The organism is Thioclava sp. ES.031, assembly GCF_002563775.1.
Classification (GTDB): Bacteria; Pseudomonadota; Alphaproteobacteria; order Rhodobacterales; family Rhodobacteraceae; genus Thioclava.
This window is the reverse complement of sequence record NZ_PDJO01000001.1, coordinates 1,512,716-1,525,632: the sequence shown is the minus strand read 5'-3', so window position 1 is coordinate 1,525,632 and position 12,917 is coordinate 1,512,716. Positions and strand designations below refer to the sequence as shown.

At 65.5% G+C, this 12,917-nt stretch carries 15 protein-coding genes; 9 read left to right on the top strand and 6 right to left on the bottom strand.

All coding sequences use genetic code 11. The features are described from left to right. The first annotated feature begins 80 nt into the window (after positions 1-80). Positions 81-1,271, top strand: coding sequence for a cytochrome P450 (locus tag AXZ77_RS07425; protein WP_098410651.1), 1,191 nt, complete (start codon positions 81-83; stop codon positions 1,269-1,271). A 3-nt stretch (positions 1,272-1,274) separates the two neighbouring features. Here AXZ77_RS07425 and AXZ77_RS07420 read toward each other — a convergent pair whose 3' ends face one another. Beyond that, entirely contained in the window at positions 1,275-1,736 is a 462-nt protein-coding gene (locus AXZ77_RS07420) for an Lrp/AsnC family transcriptional regulator (RefSeq protein ID WP_078519325.1), read from the bottom strand. Positions 1,737-1,877: 141 nt separating this feature from the next. On the opposite strand from AXZ77_RS07420, the gene cobA reads away from it, so the two are divergent. From cobA to AXZ77_RS07390, 6 genes are all read left to right on the top strand, one after another. Then, complete coding sequence (gene cobA / locus AXZ77_RS07415; protein ID WP_098410650.1) at positions 1,878-2,630, top strand: uroporphyrinogen-III C-methyltransferase; 753 nt, start codon at positions 1,878-1,880, stop codon at positions 2,628-2,630. Continuing rightward, positions 2,627-2,929, top strand: coding sequence for a DUF2849 domain-containing protein (locus AXZ77_RS07410; protein WP_098410649.1), 303 nt, complete (start codon positions 2,627-2,629; stop codon positions 2,927-2,929). Before cobA ends, AXZ77_RS07410 begins: the two co-directional genes overlap by 4 nt. Positions 2,930-2,932: 3 nt before the next feature. Beyond that, positions 2,933-4,600: a nitrite/sulfite reductase gene (locus tag AXZ77_RS07405; protein WP_098410648.1), complete on the top strand. Its 1,668-nt coding sequence runs from the start codon at positions 2,933-2,935 to the stop codon at positions 4,598-4,600. After that, complete coding sequence (locus tag AXZ77_RS07400) at positions 4,587-5,357, top strand: phosphoadenylyl-sulfate reductase (protein ID WP_098412467.1); 771 nt, start codon at positions 4,587-4,589, stop codon at positions 5,355-5,357. The genes AXZ77_RS07405 and AXZ77_RS07400 overlap by 14 nt, the downstream gene beginning before the upstream one ends. After that, entirely contained in the window at positions 5,354-5,725 is a 372-nt protein-coding gene (locus tag AXZ77_RS07395; RefSeq protein WP_098410647.1) for a DUF934 domain-containing protein, read from the top strand. Before AXZ77_RS07400 ends, AXZ77_RS07395 begins: the two co-directional genes overlap by 4 nt. A gap of 144 nt (positions 5,726-5,869) precedes the next feature. Next, positions 5,870-6,688, top strand: a complete 819-nt coding sequence (locus tag AXZ77_RS07390; RefSeq protein ID WP_078570318.1) for a ferredoxin--NADP reductase — start codon at positions 5,870-5,872, stop codon at positions 6,686-6,688. Between the two features lie 36 nt (positions 6,689-6,724). Here the strand turns inward: AXZ77_RS07390 and AXZ77_RS07385 are convergent, their stop codons facing one another. Beyond that, positions 6,725-7,552 (bottom strand): hypothetical protein, encoded by an 828-nt coding sequence (locus AXZ77_RS07385; RefSeq protein WP_141536240.1) that lies wholly within the window; start codon positions 7,550-7,552, stop codon positions 6,725-6,727. A gap of 18 nt (positions 7,553-7,570) precedes the next feature. Here AXZ77_RS07385 and AXZ77_RS07380 point away from each other — a divergent pair, with 18 nt between their 5' ends. Continuing rightward, entirely contained in the window at positions 7,571-8,233 is a 663-nt protein-coding gene (locus AXZ77_RS07380) for a hemolysin III family protein (RefSeq protein WP_369679770.1), read from the top strand. A 7-nt stretch (positions 8,234-8,240) separates the two neighbouring features. On the opposite strand, the gene tgt is transcribed toward AXZ77_RS07380, so the two are convergent. Then, positions 8,241-9,368, bottom strand: coding sequence for a tRNA guanosine(34) transglycosylase Tgt (gene tgt, locus AXZ77_RS07375; protein ID WP_078519331.1), 1,128 nt, complete (start codon positions 9,366-9,368; stop codon positions 8,241-8,243). 124 nt (positions 9,369-9,492) lie between these two features. Here tgt and AXZ77_RS07370 point away from each other — a divergent pair, with 124 nt between their 5' ends. After that, positions 9,493-10,308, top strand: coding sequence for an MBL fold metallo-hydrolase (locus AXZ77_RS07370; protein WP_098410645.1), 816 nt, complete (start codon positions 9,493-9,495; stop codon positions 10,306-10,308). Between the two features lie 3 nt (positions 10,309-10,311). Here the strand turns inward: AXZ77_RS07370 and AXZ77_RS07365 are convergent, their stop codons facing one another. From AXZ77_RS07365 to AXZ77_RS07355, 3 genes are read right to left on the bottom strand one after another with little or no spacing between them, the layout of a single operon-like run. Further along, positions 10,312-10,851 (bottom strand): GNAT family N-acetyltransferase, encoded by a 540-nt coding sequence (locus AXZ77_RS07365; protein ID WP_255266558.1) that lies wholly within the window; start codon positions 10,849-10,851, stop codon positions 10,312-10,314. Between the two features lie 5 nt (positions 10,852-10,856). Next, positions 10,857-11,315: a DNA polymerase III subunit chi gene (locus AXZ77_RS07360; RefSeq protein ID WP_098410644.1), complete on the bottom strand. Its 459-nt coding sequence runs from the start codon at positions 11,313-11,315 to the stop codon at positions 10,857-10,859. Between the two features lie 10 nt (positions 11,316-11,325). After that, positions 11,326-12,795 (bottom strand): leucyl aminopeptidase, encoded by a 1,470-nt coding sequence (locus AXZ77_RS07355; RefSeq protein WP_098410643.1) that lies wholly within the window; start codon positions 12,793-12,795, stop codon positions 11,326-11,328. Positions 12,796-12,917 lie beyond the last annotated feature (122 nt).

Here is a 12,917-nt window from a genome sequence, read left to right as displayed (position 1 = left end):
AATGCAAGGCAGCGCGTCACCTTGGTCTTGCATCGCGCGGCGCCTTCTGCCCAATCTGGCCCCGAGTAACCGGAGCGCCGATGCAGACCCTTTCCCAATCCCCGCTCGATCCAGACTTCGTCCAGAACCCCTACCCGTTCTATGACCGGGTGCGGCAAGGCGGGCCGTTGGTGCAATGGCCCGAATACGGGTTTCGCGTCACCGCGCGGGCCGCGATTGTCGGCATGGCGCTGCGCGACCGGCGGCTGGGGCGCGAGGCCCCGCCCGAGCAGGCGGTGGACATCCCCAAGCACCTCGAACCCTTCTACGCGATCGAGCGTCATTCGATGCTGGAACTGGAAGCCCCGACGCACACCCGGCTGCGCAAGCTTGTGGCGAAGGCCTTCACCCCGCGCCGGATCGCAGGGATGCAAGACGAGATCGCCGCGCTCTGCCATCGGCTGATCGACGAGATGCCCGAGGGTGGCTGCGACCTGCTGGAGCATTTCGCCAAACCCCTGCCGGTGATCGTGATCGCACGGCTTCTGGGCGTGCCCGAAAGCGACGCGGACAAGCTCTTGGCGTGGTCGAACGCGATGGTGCAGATGTATCAGGCGCGCCGCGATATCAGCCTCGAGGAAGACGCGGCACAGGCCTCCGCGGACTTCGCGGCCTATCTGGGCGATCTGATCGAGACCCGCCGCAAAGCGCCCGGGGAAGATCTGATCTCGGAACTGATCGCGGTCGAGGAAGAAGGCACCCATCTGACCCGCGACGAACTGATCTCCACCGTGATCTTGCTGTTGAACGCGGGCCATGAGGCGACCGTCCACCAGATCGGCAACAGCGTGAAGACCCTGATCGAACAGAGCGTCGCCCCCCATTGGCTGGAGCCTGCGCGGATCGACGGCACGATCGAGGAGCTGCTGCGTTTCGATCCGCCGCTGCATCTCTTCACGCGCTGGCTCTATGAGGACATGGAGTTTCAGGGACAGGTGCTGCGCAAGGGCGAGCGGATCGGGCTGTTGCTCGCCGGTGCGAACCGCGACCCGTCGGCTTGGGACGATGCGAGCGTCTTCGACCCGTCGCGCCCCGTGCGCACGAATTTCAGCTTCGGCGCGGGGGCGCATTTCTGTATCGGTGCGCCGCTGGCCCGGCTGGAGCTGAAGCTTGCCCTGCCGATGCTGATGGAGCGGCTTCAGGGGCTCGATCTGCCGCGCCGCCCCTATTACGCGGATCTCTACCACTTCCACGGGCTGGAGAAGCTGCAGGTCACCTATACCAAGCGCTGAGCCTCACAGCGGCAGCGCGGTGGTGGATTTCAGCTCCTCCATCGAGAGAAGCGCGGTCACGTTGTGGATTTTCACCTCGGAGATCAGCGCCTGATAGAAGCGGTCATAGGCGCGCGCATTCTCGACCCGCACTTTCAGGATGTAGTCGATATCGCCCGCCAGACGGTGCGCCTCCATCACTTCGGGGCGCGCACGCAGGGTGGCGAGGAACTTGTCCTGCCACTCGGCCTCATGCTCGGAGGTGCGGATCAGCACGAAGAAACAGGCATCGAAGCCAAGCGCCTCGGGATCGAGGATCGCGGTCTGCTTTCCAATCACCCCCGCCGCACGCAATTTGCGAATCCGGTTCCAGACCGGGGTCTTGGAAGACCCTGTTTTCCGCGCGATTTCGTCGAGCGACTGGCTCGCATCGTCCTGTAGCTCCGCGAGGATTTTCCGATCCAGCTCGTCGATCTGCACCGCCATTCCGATTTCCCTCCGCTTGTTAGGAGGTTGTCGCTCCCTCCAAATCCATAAGGAACGAATGTCCTTATTGGCAAGGGGATATGGCCAAAAACCAGAATAATTTCCTATATTCACGCTCAAGACGCAGACGAGGAGCGTGACATGGAAACTCTCGAAACTCAGACCCGGGTGACCCTTGCCGGGGCCGGTCCGGGCGATCCGGACCTGCTGACCGTGGCGGTGCTGCGCGAGATGATGTGCGCCAACGTCATCCTGCACGACACGCTGGTGAGCGCCGAGGTGCTCGCGCTCGCGGGTCCGCAGGCGCAGCTGATCGAGACCGGCAAGACCGGCTTCGGCCCCTCGATGAAGCAAGGCGACATCTCGGACCTGATCATCCGCCTCGCGCAGGAAGGCCAGCGCGTGCTGCGCCTGAAATCGGGCGATCCGGGCGTGTTCGGGCGGCTGGGCGAGGAACTGGACGCGCTCGACGCGGCCGGGATCGCCTATCGCGTGCTGCCGGGCATCACCGCCGCTTCTGCCGCTGCCGCGTCGCTTGGTCAAAGCCTGACCGAGCGCGGCCGCAATCGCGAACTGCGCCTGCTCACCGGTCACGACGCCGACGGGCTGGCCGAACAGGATTGGGCGGCGCTGGCTCGTCCCGGCGCGGTCGCCGCGATCTACATGGGCAAGCGCGCGGCGCGCTACGTGCAGGGGCGCCTGATGATGCATGGCGCCTCGCCCGCGACACCCGCCTGCGTGGTCGAGAACGCCTCGCGCGCCGATCAGGTGATCCGCCCCGCGACGCTCGCCACCCTGCCCACCGTTACCGCCGAGGCCAAAGGCCCCGCCGTGATCCTACTCGGGCTCGCCCCGCGCGACGCCCGCACCGCCCTCAAGGAGGCCGTGCTATGAGCAAGAAATTCATCCCCGGCGTGATCAGCGCCAATGACCTGCGCGAAGGCCATGTCGTCTACATGAACGACGCGGGCCAATGGGTGTTGCGCCTCAAGGACGCCGCCTTTCTCGACGATCCGGTGATTGCCGAGATGTGGCTCGATCTGGCCAATGCCCAGCCCGAGAAAGTCGTGGGCGCCTATCTCGCGCCTGCCACGCTCGGCCCGAACGGCCCCGAGCCTGCGCATTTCCGCGAGGCCTTCCGCGCCTCCGGCCCTTCCATCGAGCTACCCCACAACACTCTGGCCAGGAGCTGATCCATGTTCCAACCCAGCGATTTCGACCGCGCCGCCGTTCGCGCGCGCGCCGAGCAGTTTCGCCATCAGGTCGCGCGCCGCCTCGACGGCAGCCTGACCGAGGACGAGTTCAAACCGCTGCGCCTGATGAACGGGCTCTATCTGCAGCTGCACGCGTACATGCTGCGCGTGGCAATCCCCTATGGCACGATCGAAGCCCGGCAGATGCGCCAGCTTGCCAAGATCGCCGATGCCTGGGATCGCGGCTACGGGCATTTCACGACGCGCCAGAACATCCAGTTCAACTGGCCGAAACTGGTCGATGTGCCGGATATGATCGACGCGCTGGCCGATGTGGGCATGCACGCGATCCAGACCTCGGGCAACGCGATCCGCAACACGACGACGGATGCCTTCGCGGGCGCTGCCGCCGACGAGATCGCCGATCCTCGCCCCTATGCCGAGTTGATCAGGCAATGGTCCACCGACCATCCGGAATTCCAGTTCCTGCCGCGCAAGTTCAAGATCGCGATCAACGGCGCCGAAGCCGACCGGGCCGCGATCCGCGCCCATGACGTGGGCCTGCAACTGGTCGAGCGCGACGGTGAGATCGGTTTTCAGGTCTTCGTGGGCGGCGGTCTGGGCCGCACCCCGATGATCGGCAAGGAACTTCGCAGCTTCCTCCCCGCGGCCGATCTGCTGCCCTATCTGGAGTCGATCGTGGCGGCGTGGAACCTCGCCGGACGGCGCGACAACAAGTATAAGGCGCGCATCAAGATCACCGTGCATGAGCTTGGAATCGATACATTTTCCGAGATGGTCGAAGCCGAGTTCCCGGCCCGGCGCGCAGCCTTTAGAGGCGCGGACCAGGCGATCCTCGCCGATCTCAAGGCGCAATTCGCCCCGCCCGTCTTGCCTGCGCGCGAGAGCGAGAGCTATGACACCGCGCTCAACGTCGATGCGCTTCTGCGCGACTGGGCCGCGCGTTCGGTCTCGCCCCATCACAACCCCGACTACGGGGTCGTCACGGTCAGCCTCAAGGATCACGGCGCGCCTCCGGGCGATGCAACGTCCGACCAGATGCGCCTTCTGGCGGAGCTTGCCGAGCGCTACGGCCAGTCGGAGCTGCGCATCAGCCACGAACAGAACGTGATCCTGCCGCATATCGCGAAGGCCGATCTGCCCGCGCTGTTCGAGGCCCTGCGCAAGGGCGGCCTCGCCACGGCGAATATCGGGCTGACCTCGGACATCATCGCCTGCCCCGGCATGGATTACTGCGCACTGGCCACGGCCCGCTCGATCCCGCTGGCGCAACAGATCTCGACCCATTTCCGCGATCTCGGGCTGGAGCAGGAAATCGGTGCGCTCAAGATCAAGATCTCGGGCTGCATCAACGCCTGCGGCCATCACCATCTGGGCCATATCGGTATTCTCGGCCTCGACCGCGCCGGCGTGGAGAACTACCAGATCACGCTGGGCGGCGACGCGAGCGAGACGATGGCGCTTGGCGAACGTGCCGGCCCCGGCTTTGCCTATACGGAGGTGATCCCCGCGCTGGAGCGTCTGCTGCGCGCCTATCTCGAACTGCGTGAAAGCGCGACCGAGAGCTTCCTCGACGCGCTGCGCCGCCTTGGCCCGGCCCCGTTCAAGGAAGCGCTCTATGCAGAGGCTCAACGCCATGCCGCTCAGTGATGGAACGGATATCGCCCCCCGCGTCGCCGGGCTGAACGAACGCTACCGCCACCACGCCGCAACCGCGGTGATGGAGCGAGCGTTGCGTGACCCCGATGTGGGCAATGTCGCGCTGGTCTCCTCCTTCGGGGCGGAATCGGTGGTGTTGTTGCACATGGTCTCGGTGATCGCGCCCGGCACGCCGGTGCTGTTCATCGACACGCAGATGCTGTTTCCCGAGACGCTCGCCTATCAACGCGACGTCGCGGCTAAGCTGGGCCTGACCAATGTGCAGGTGATTCAGGCCGACGAGGCCGCGATTGCCCGCGACGACCCGGACGGCACGCTGCACCAGTACAGCACCGATGCCTGCTGCACCCTGCGCAAGACGGTGCCGCTGGAGAACGCGCTCTCGGGCTACGACGCCTGGATCACCGGGCGCAAACGGTTTCAGGGCGGCCAGCGCGCGGCGCTCGATTTCTTCGAGATCGAGACCGACAGCCGGATGAAGATCAACCCGCTCGCCCATTGGGACAAGCAGGATGTGCAGGATTACATGATCGAGAACCGCCTGCCGCGCCATCCGCTCGTGGCACAAGGCTACCCCTCGATCGGCTGCGCGCCCTGCACCTCGCCCGTGAAACCGGGCGAAGACGAACGCGCGGGCCGCTGGCGCGGTGCCGCCAAGACCGAATGCGGCATCCACTTCATCGGCGGCAAGGCCGTCCGTGTGAACAGTGATGGCCAAGTGATTGAGAACAAGGAGAATGTGGCATGAGCGTGATCGTTCGCGACGACGGCTTCCACGAGGATGATTTCACCGGGGCGAGCCTCGATATCGCGCCGGAGACCGATGCGGGCTACCTGCCTGCGCTGATCGAAGGCGCCGAGATGATCCGCGTCCTGTTCCCGACCTTCTCGGACGGCCGCGGCTTCTCGCTGGCGCGCCGCATCCGCGCGCTCGGCTTCACGGGTCGGCTGCGCGCGGCGGGCCCGCTGATCGCGGATCAATATGCGATGGCGCGGCGCGTGGGCTTCGACGAGGTCGAGATCCCGCCGGAACTGGCCGAGCGCCAGCCGCAGGCGCAATGGCTGTTCCGCGCCGATTGGGCCGCGCATGACTACCGCGCGCGGCTCGCCGGCTGAGGCTTTCACCCGCCCGCGATATCCGATAGACCATAACGAAACCGGCAATTGAGCCAGATCAAGGGCCAGCGCTGACGCAAGCTGTATCCGATCTGTATATTTGCCAGACCGAGGCGCCAGCCCCGGCCCGAGAGAGATGTGACAATGAACGAGAGCGCCGTGACCGAGATCCCCAAGGTGAAGACCCTGCCCGACGCGCAGACCGTGACCGAAGTGACCCATTGGACGGACCGGCTGTTTTCCTTCCGCGTGACCCGGCCGCAAAGCTTGCGCTTCCGCTCGGGGGAATTCGTGATGATCGGGCTGATGGGCGACAATGGCAAACCGCTGCTGCGCGCCTATTCCATCGCGTCGCCCAACTGGGACGAGGAGCTGGAATTCTACTCGATCAAGGTGCCCGACGGCCCGCTGACCTCGAAGCTGCAGCATATCAATGTGGGCGACCAGATCATCCTGCGCCCGAAGCCCGTGGGCACGCTGGTCCATGACGCGCTGCTGCCCGGCAAGCGGGTGTGGTTCCTCGCCACCGGCACCGGCATCGCGCCCTTCGCCTCGCTGATGCGCGACCCCGAGACCTACGACAAGTTCGACGAGGTCATCATGATGCATACCTGCCGGACGGTCGAGGAACTGGAATATGGCCGCCAGCTGGTCGAGAACCTGATCAACGATCCGCTGATCGGCGAGATGGTGGACGGCAAGCTGAAATACTACCCGACCACGACCCGTGAGGAATTCCATCACATGGGCCGGATCACCGACAATCTCGAGAACGGCAAGGTGTTCAAGGATCTCGGCCTCGAGCCGATGAACCCCGAGACCGACCGCGCGATGGTCTGCGGCTCGCTCGCCTTCAACAAGGACGTGATGGCGGTGCTCGAAGGCTTCGGACTGCGCGAAGGCGCGAATTCCGAGCCGCGCGAATATGTGGTCGAGAAGGCCTTCGTCGGCGACGGTATCTGAGCGCGGGCGAAAGAGCGGATTTCGGGAAGGGGCGCGTCAGACACGCGCCTCTTTCTTTTTGCCAAGGTCGCGCACCAGCTTTCCGGAAAGCGCCGCGGTCAGGTCAATCTCGGAATAGGTATTCACGAGGATGGCCCGCGTGTCATTGAACCGCGCGTGATCCAGTCCGGGTTTCAACCAAGGCTCGGAGCAGAGATGTTCCCAGGTTTCGAGAAAGCGCAACGCACCGAGCGTGGGGCGGAACGCGATGCAAAGCGCCGCCTTCGGGTTGGTCTCGGCATGGCGGCTGTTGTCCAGCGTTCCGACATCCCAGCCCCCGCCGGGCAAGTCGATCGGCCCGGTGAGAACAGCGTCGGCATCGACCCAGACCACCGGGCGGTTATGGGTGAGCAGCTTGAACTTTATGAAGCTCGGCTTGAACAGGCAGGCATTGGCGCGTCCGCACGGGGGGATCGTATCGATATCGCTGGCGATGCCCTCACCGCTGCAGGACTGGCGCAGTCGCTCGGCGTAGAGATCATATTCGCCATCGCGCGTGCCGTAGGAGATGACGAGGGGCGGCGCGTCCTCGGCGGGCGCCGTTCCCGTCGCGGGAAGAAGAAAATCGAGGCGTAGATTGGGTGCCGGAGCGATCAGGAAACGACCGCCTGCGCGCTTGGTGACCTTGCGCCCCTTGCCGTTGAGCGCCTGAAGGCTGCGGATCAGTTTCTTCATGGCACCCCCGGGAAGCGGCTGGTCCGCGTCGTCTTCGCGCGTAGCATCGGTTCCGGAACCGCTCAACGGCGGGCGCTCCACAAACACGTGAGCAGCGTCGCGCCTCTGACGAAACGTCACAGGGTGGTCACGCTTGGGAGATCGCCTCATCGTTGCTATCTTAGAAGGATGACCAAGGGGATCACCACGATGACGCGCCACCAATTGAGCCATAGCTTTCGCGAACATGTTGCCGATGGCGTCGTCCATGTGCTGGGCGTCGTTTTCGCCGTGGCAGGCGTCAGCGCGCTGATCGTCTGGGCGTCGCTGGCGGCGCCGGAAGGCCGGGTCTGGCCGCTTGTGGTGTATTCGGTGGGGCTGATCGCCTCTTTCTCTCTCTCGGCCGCCTATAACCTGACCCTGCATGCGCCGACGCGCGCAGTGCTGCGGCGCTTCGATCACGCGGCGATTTATCTTCTGATTGCGGGCACTTACACGCCGATGGCGCTGATCGGCCTTGGCGGCGTCGCAGGTTGGGCGCTGACCGCGACGGTCTGGGCGCTTGCCACCTTCGGCATCGTGATGAAGCTCGGTTTCTTCCACCGCTCGGAGCGCACGGGGTTCTGGCTCTATCTGGCGATGGGCTGGCTCGGGATGATCGCGATGTGGCCGCTGATCGTGTCCCTTCCCCTGCCCGCGCTGATCCTGCTGGTCGTGGGCGGGCTGACCTATACGGTCGGCGTGATCTTCTACCAGACCGAGCGCATCCCCTTCTCGCGCGCGATCTGGCACGGCCATGTGCTGGCCGCGGCCGCGACGCATTACGCCGCGGTGATCGTGATCTCGCACTGAGCGGGGGTCAGAGCGGCTCGATATCGCCCATCGCGCGGGTCTCGTGGAATTCCGAGACGAAGCGCGCCAGCGCCCCCTCGTCGATCGCCGCGCGCAGGCCCGCCATCAGCTCCTGATAGTAATGCAGGTTGTGCCAGGTCAGCAGCATCCCCGAGATCATCTCGCCGGAGCGGAAGACGTGGTGCAGATAGGCGCGCGAGTAGTTTTGGCAGGCCGGACAGGTGCAGGCCTCGTCCAGCGGGCGCGGATCGTCGGCATGGCGAGCGTTCTTGATATTCACCTGACCGCGGCGGGTCCAGGCTTGCCCCGTGCGCCCCGAGCGCGACGGCAGCACGCAATCCATCATGTCGATGCCGCGCTCGACCGCGCCGACGATATCGTCGGGCTTGCCGACGCCCATCAGGTAGCGCGGTTTGTCCTGCGGCAGCATGCCCGGTGCATAGTCGAGCACGCCGAACATCGCTTCCTGCCCCTCGCCCACGGCGAGGCCGCCGACGGCATAGCCTTCGAAGCCGATTTCCTTGAGTTTCTCGGCACTTTCCTCGCGAAGTTCACGCGTCACGCCGCCCTGCTGGATGCCGAACAGCGCATGGCCGGGACGGTCGCCGAAGGCGTCACGCGAGCGCTGCGCCCAGCGCATCGAGAGGCGCATCGACTTCGCCACTTCCTCTTCGGTCGCAGGCAGCGCCGGGCATTCGTCGAAGCACATCACGATATCCGAACCGAGCAGCTTCTGGATTTCCATCGAGCGTTCGGGCGAGAGCATATGTTTCGAGCCGTCGACATGGGAGGCAAAGGTCACGCCTTCCTCGGTCAGCTTGCGCAGAGACGCGAGGCTCATCACCTGAAACCCGCCCGAGTCGGTCAGGATCGGCTTGTCCCAGTTCATGAACTTGTGGAGCCCACCCAGACGCGCCACCCGCTCCGCACCGGGGCGCAGCATCAGGTGATAGGTATTGCCCAGCAGGATATCCGCGCCGGTCGCGGCCACCGATTCCGGCATCATCGCCTTCACGGTGGCGGCTGTGCCCACGGGCATGAAGGCCGGCGTGCGGATCTCGCCGCGCGGCGTCGAGATCGTCCCGGTGCGCGCCGCGCCATCGGTGGCCTTGAGGGTGAAGCTGAACTTGGTCATCTGGGGCTCTCCTTCGGCCCCGGCTGATAGACCCAAAGCCGCGCGAAGGGAAGGCCACGCGGGGCGCAAGGGCATGGACCGGAATCGCTTTTTGGCCTTACGCTAGGGCAAAAGGAGGCTCGCCATGATCCGCGCCATTCTTCTCGCCCTCTGTGCCGTGAGCGCGCCACTCGCGGCGGCTGCGCAAAACCAACGTATCAGCCATTGCATCGCGATCGCGGATGCGGCCCCCGGGATCGAGTATCTGCACAAGGCCAGCTGGTCCGATCCGGTGCCGGAGCAATCGGTGCGGTTGCATTACATCGACCATTCGATGGTGCTGTTGCAAACCGAGGGCGGGTTGTCGGTCGTGACCGATTTCAACGGCTGGACCGGCGGGGCGCGCTTCGCCCCCGATTACGTCACGATGAACCATGCCCATTCGAGCCATATGACCGATATGATCCCGGACGGGACGGTGGCGCTGAAGGGCTGGTCGGATCAGTTCGGCGTGGCGGCCGAGCATCATCTGGATCTTGGCGAGATGCTGATCCGCAATGTGCCCACCGACATCCGCAGCTGGGGCGGGGTCGAGGAGAATGGCAACTCGATCTTCGTCTTCGAGGTAGCGGGGCTTTGCATCGGCCATCTGGGCCATCTGCATCACGAGCCCGACCCCGCGCAATACGCGGCGCTGGGGCGGCTTGATGTGGTGATGGCGGCGGTGGACGGGTCCTACACGGTCGATCAGCCGACGATGATCCGCATCCTGAACCGGCTGCGCTCGCGCATCGTGATCCCGGTGCATTGGTTCGGCGAGCCGACCCTGCAGAGCTTTCTCGACGGGATGGAAGGCGTCTTCGCGGTGGAGCGGCCGGGCGTGAGCGAGCTGGTCGTCTCGCTCAGGACTTTGCCGCGCGAGCCGACGGTAATGGTGCTGGAGCCCGACCGGCTGCGGTAGGGCTCACCAGATCTCAGGTCTCTGGAAAGCCGCCACGCAATGCGGCCTCCCCGCGATGGCGCCAAGCGGCGTGGGCGTCAGGGATTGGCCAAGCCAGCCCTGCGGCATCGACAGCGGATAGGGCGCGGCAATGGCGGCCTCGGCAATCGGCGCAAAGCCCACCTGTCCGTAATAGGCCGGATCGCCATAGGTCAGCACGGTCTCGACGCCCGCCGCTGACAGCTCCGCAAGGGCATGACGGATCAGCTTCTGCCCGACGCCCTGGCGTTGCTGCGCCGGGGCAACCGCCATCGGCGAAAGCAGAAAGACGCGGCGCGGATCGTCGTCATAGCGCAGGCGGGTGAAGCAGACCGCGCCGATGAGGACCTCTCCGTCGCGCGCGGTGAAACAGTGCAGATCGGCGGGGTCGGTCCGGGCGAGGATGTCGCGCACCAGCGCCCCGATCAGCGCACCCTCGTCGGGACCTTCGGAGGCTGCGAAGCTCTCCGCGAAGAGATCGGCGAAGCGATCCGCGTCTCCGGCATATCCTGCGCTGATGTCCACCCGGCTCAACTCTCCGCCTTCTTCTCCCAGCGACCGCCCTCTTCCGACCAGTAGATCGCCTTCGCGCCCGCGCCGGTCAGGGTCTTCCACTGCCCGCGCGCATGTTGCACCGCCTGTGGGTCGTTGCCGTCAAACAGGATCCAGACCCGCTTGTGGGCGTCGGTCTCACTTGCCTGAACCTCGGCGCCGTCCACGGCCATCATCGCCTCGCGCCCGTCGCCTGCGGGCGCGGTGCCCAGCAGGATCGGCTGCAGCGCATCATGCGGCCCGCCTGCGAGCCCGTGCGGCAGGAAGCTCGCCTCGTTGCCCATCAGCCAGAGCCTCTGATCGAGCCAGTCGAGGCGCGCGGAATCGGCACCACGCAATTCCACCTTCCAACCCTGCTCCACCGCCCGGGAGGCGAGGTTCAGCACCACCTCCTCGAGGCTGGAGCGGGTCAGATGGTAGAAATTGACTTGCCCCATCCTTGGCCCCTCAGGCTTCGAACTTGTCGCGGATCAGTCGGTCGAGCATGCGCACGCCCCAGCCGGTCGGCCCTTTCGGCGCCAGCGTGGTCTCCGAGGGCGGCAGGGCCACGCCCGCGATGTCGATATGGCACCACGGCACCTCGTCCTTGACGAAGCGCTTGAGGAAAGCAGCCGCGGTGATCGCGCCGCCCCAGCGGTTTCCGACATTGCGCATATCGGCCAGCCGCGATTTCAGCGCCTTGTCATAGGCGGGCTGCAGCGGCATGTGCCACGCGCCCTCGCCCTCGGTCTTCGCCGCTTTAAGAATGTCGGCTACGAACTTGTCGTCATTGGCGAAAAGGCCCGCATTCTCGTGACCCAGCGCGACGATCACGGCCCCGGTCAGCGTGGCGAGATTGACCATCGCCTTGGGCTGGAACCGGTCCTGCGCATACCAGAGCACATCGGCCAGAACGAGGCGGCCTTCTGCGTCGGTGTTGATGACCTCGATCGTGTCGCCCTTCATCGAGGTCACGATATCGCCGGGGCGTTGCGCGCGCCCGTCGGGCATGTTCTCGACCAACCCCACGAGGCCCACGACATTCGCCTTGGCTTTGCGCAGCGCCAGCGTGCGCATCACGCCCGAGACGACGCCTGCGCCGCCCATATCCATCGTCATCTCTTCCATGCCCGCGCCGGGCTTGAGCGAGATGCCGCCCGCGTCGAACACGACGCCCTTGCCGACGAGCGCGAAGGGCGCCTCGCCCTCTTCGCCGCCCTTCCACTGCATCACGACCAGCTTGGAGGGCATCTCCGAGCCCATGCCGACGCCCAGAAGCGCGCCCATGCCGAGCTTCTTCATGTCTTCTTCTTCGAGGATTTCGACATCGAGGCCCAACTCCTGCATCGCGGCAAGGCGGGCTGCGAAATCGTCTGTAGTCAGGATGTTGGCGGGTTCGTTGACCAGATCGCGGGTGAAGAACACGCCCTCGGCCAGTGCTGCATGCGGGGCAGCGGCGGCGGCGACCTCTTCGGGCTTGTCGACCATGATCGTCACCGGCCCGTAAGCCTTCTTGTCCTCGCCGGTGTGATAGTCGAAGCGATAGGCGCGCAGCGCGAGGCCCAGCGACAGATCGGCGGCGCGCGGATGGTTTTGCGCCACCACGAGCGCGCCCGCCTCCCCCAGTTTGGCCCCGATCGCGGCGCCTGCCTTGCGGGCCTCGTCGGCGCTGGCCTTGCGGTCGAGCCGCACCAGCTGCACCGCTTCGGCGGCGATCGCGGCGGGCCAGCTCAGCTCCATCGCCTCGCCCGCGCCCAAGCCCGCGAAAGCTTCCGAGTCCACCGCGCGCTTGATCGCGCCCTTCATCGCCCGATCCAGCTTGCGCCCGGCCTGACCCAGCTTGCCGTCACCGCCCACGACCAGCGCGATCCGCCCGCTTTGGGTGGCGAAGACCTCCGGATCGGTTTCCTTGAAGGCGATAGCAACAGGTTGGGTCATGTGGGGTTCTCCGAAGATGAGACCGGCGCGCGCGTCGGCGGCGCTCGGTCGCGATTGGCATCAAATTGCGCGCGAGCCTAGCCCTGCCTCCGGAAAATGAAAAGCACCCCCGCTGTGCCCTT

Coding starts and splice junctions, on each gene's coding strand:
- cobA (WP_098410650.1), top strand. CDS start 1,878: ATGGAAACTCTCGAAACTCAGACCCGGGTGACCCTTGCCGGGGCCGGT.
- tgt (WP_078519331.1), bottom strand. CDS start 9,368: ATGACCAAGTTCAGCTTCACCCTCAAGGCCACCGATGGCGCGGCGCGC.
- AXZ77_RS07360 (WP_098410644.1), bottom strand. CDS start 11,315: ATGGGGCAAGTCAATTTCTACCATCTGACCCGCTCCAGCCTCGAGGAG.
- AXZ77_RS07395 (WP_098410647.1), top strand. CDS start 5,354: ATGAGCGTGATCGTTCGCGACGACGGCTTCCACGAGGATGATTTCACC.
- AXZ77_RS07405 (WP_098410648.1), top strand. CDS start 2,933: ATGTTCCAACCCAGCGATTTCGACCGCGCCGCCGTTCGCGCGCGCGCC.
- AXZ77_RS07355 (WP_098410643.1), bottom strand. CDS start 12,795: ATGACCCAACCTGTTGCTATCGCCTTCAAGGAAACCGATCCGGAGGTC.
- AXZ77_RS07400 (WP_098412467.1), top strand. CDS start 4,587: ATGCCGCTCAGTGATGGAACGGATATCGCCCCCCGCGTCGCCGGGCTG.
- AXZ77_RS07425 (WP_098410651.1), top strand. CDS start 81: ATGCAGACCCTTTCCCAATCCCCGCTCGATCCAGACTTCGTCCAGAAC.
- AXZ77_RS07370 (WP_098410645.1), top strand. CDS start 9,493: ATGATCCGCGCCATTCTTCTCGCCCTCTGTGCCGTGAGCGCGCCACTC.
- AXZ77_RS07390 (WP_078570318.1), top strand. CDS start 5,870: ATGAACGAGAGCGCCGTGACCGAGATCCCCAAGGTGAAGACCCTGCCC.
- AXZ77_RS07385 (WP_141536240.1), bottom strand. CDS start 7,552: ATGAGGCGATCTCCCAAGCGTGACCACCCTGTGACGTTTCGTCAGAGG.
- AXZ77_RS07380 (WP_369679770.1), top strand. CDS start 7,571: ATGACCAAGGGGATCACCACGATGACGCGCCACCAATTGAGCCATAGC.
- AXZ77_RS07420 (WP_078519325.1), bottom strand. CDS start 1,736: ATGGCGGTGCAGATCGACGAGCTGGATCGGAAAATCCTCGCGGAGCTA.
- AXZ77_RS07410 (WP_098410649.1), top strand. CDS start 2,627: ATGAGCAAGAAATTCATCCCCGGCGTGATCAGCGCCAATGACCTGCGC.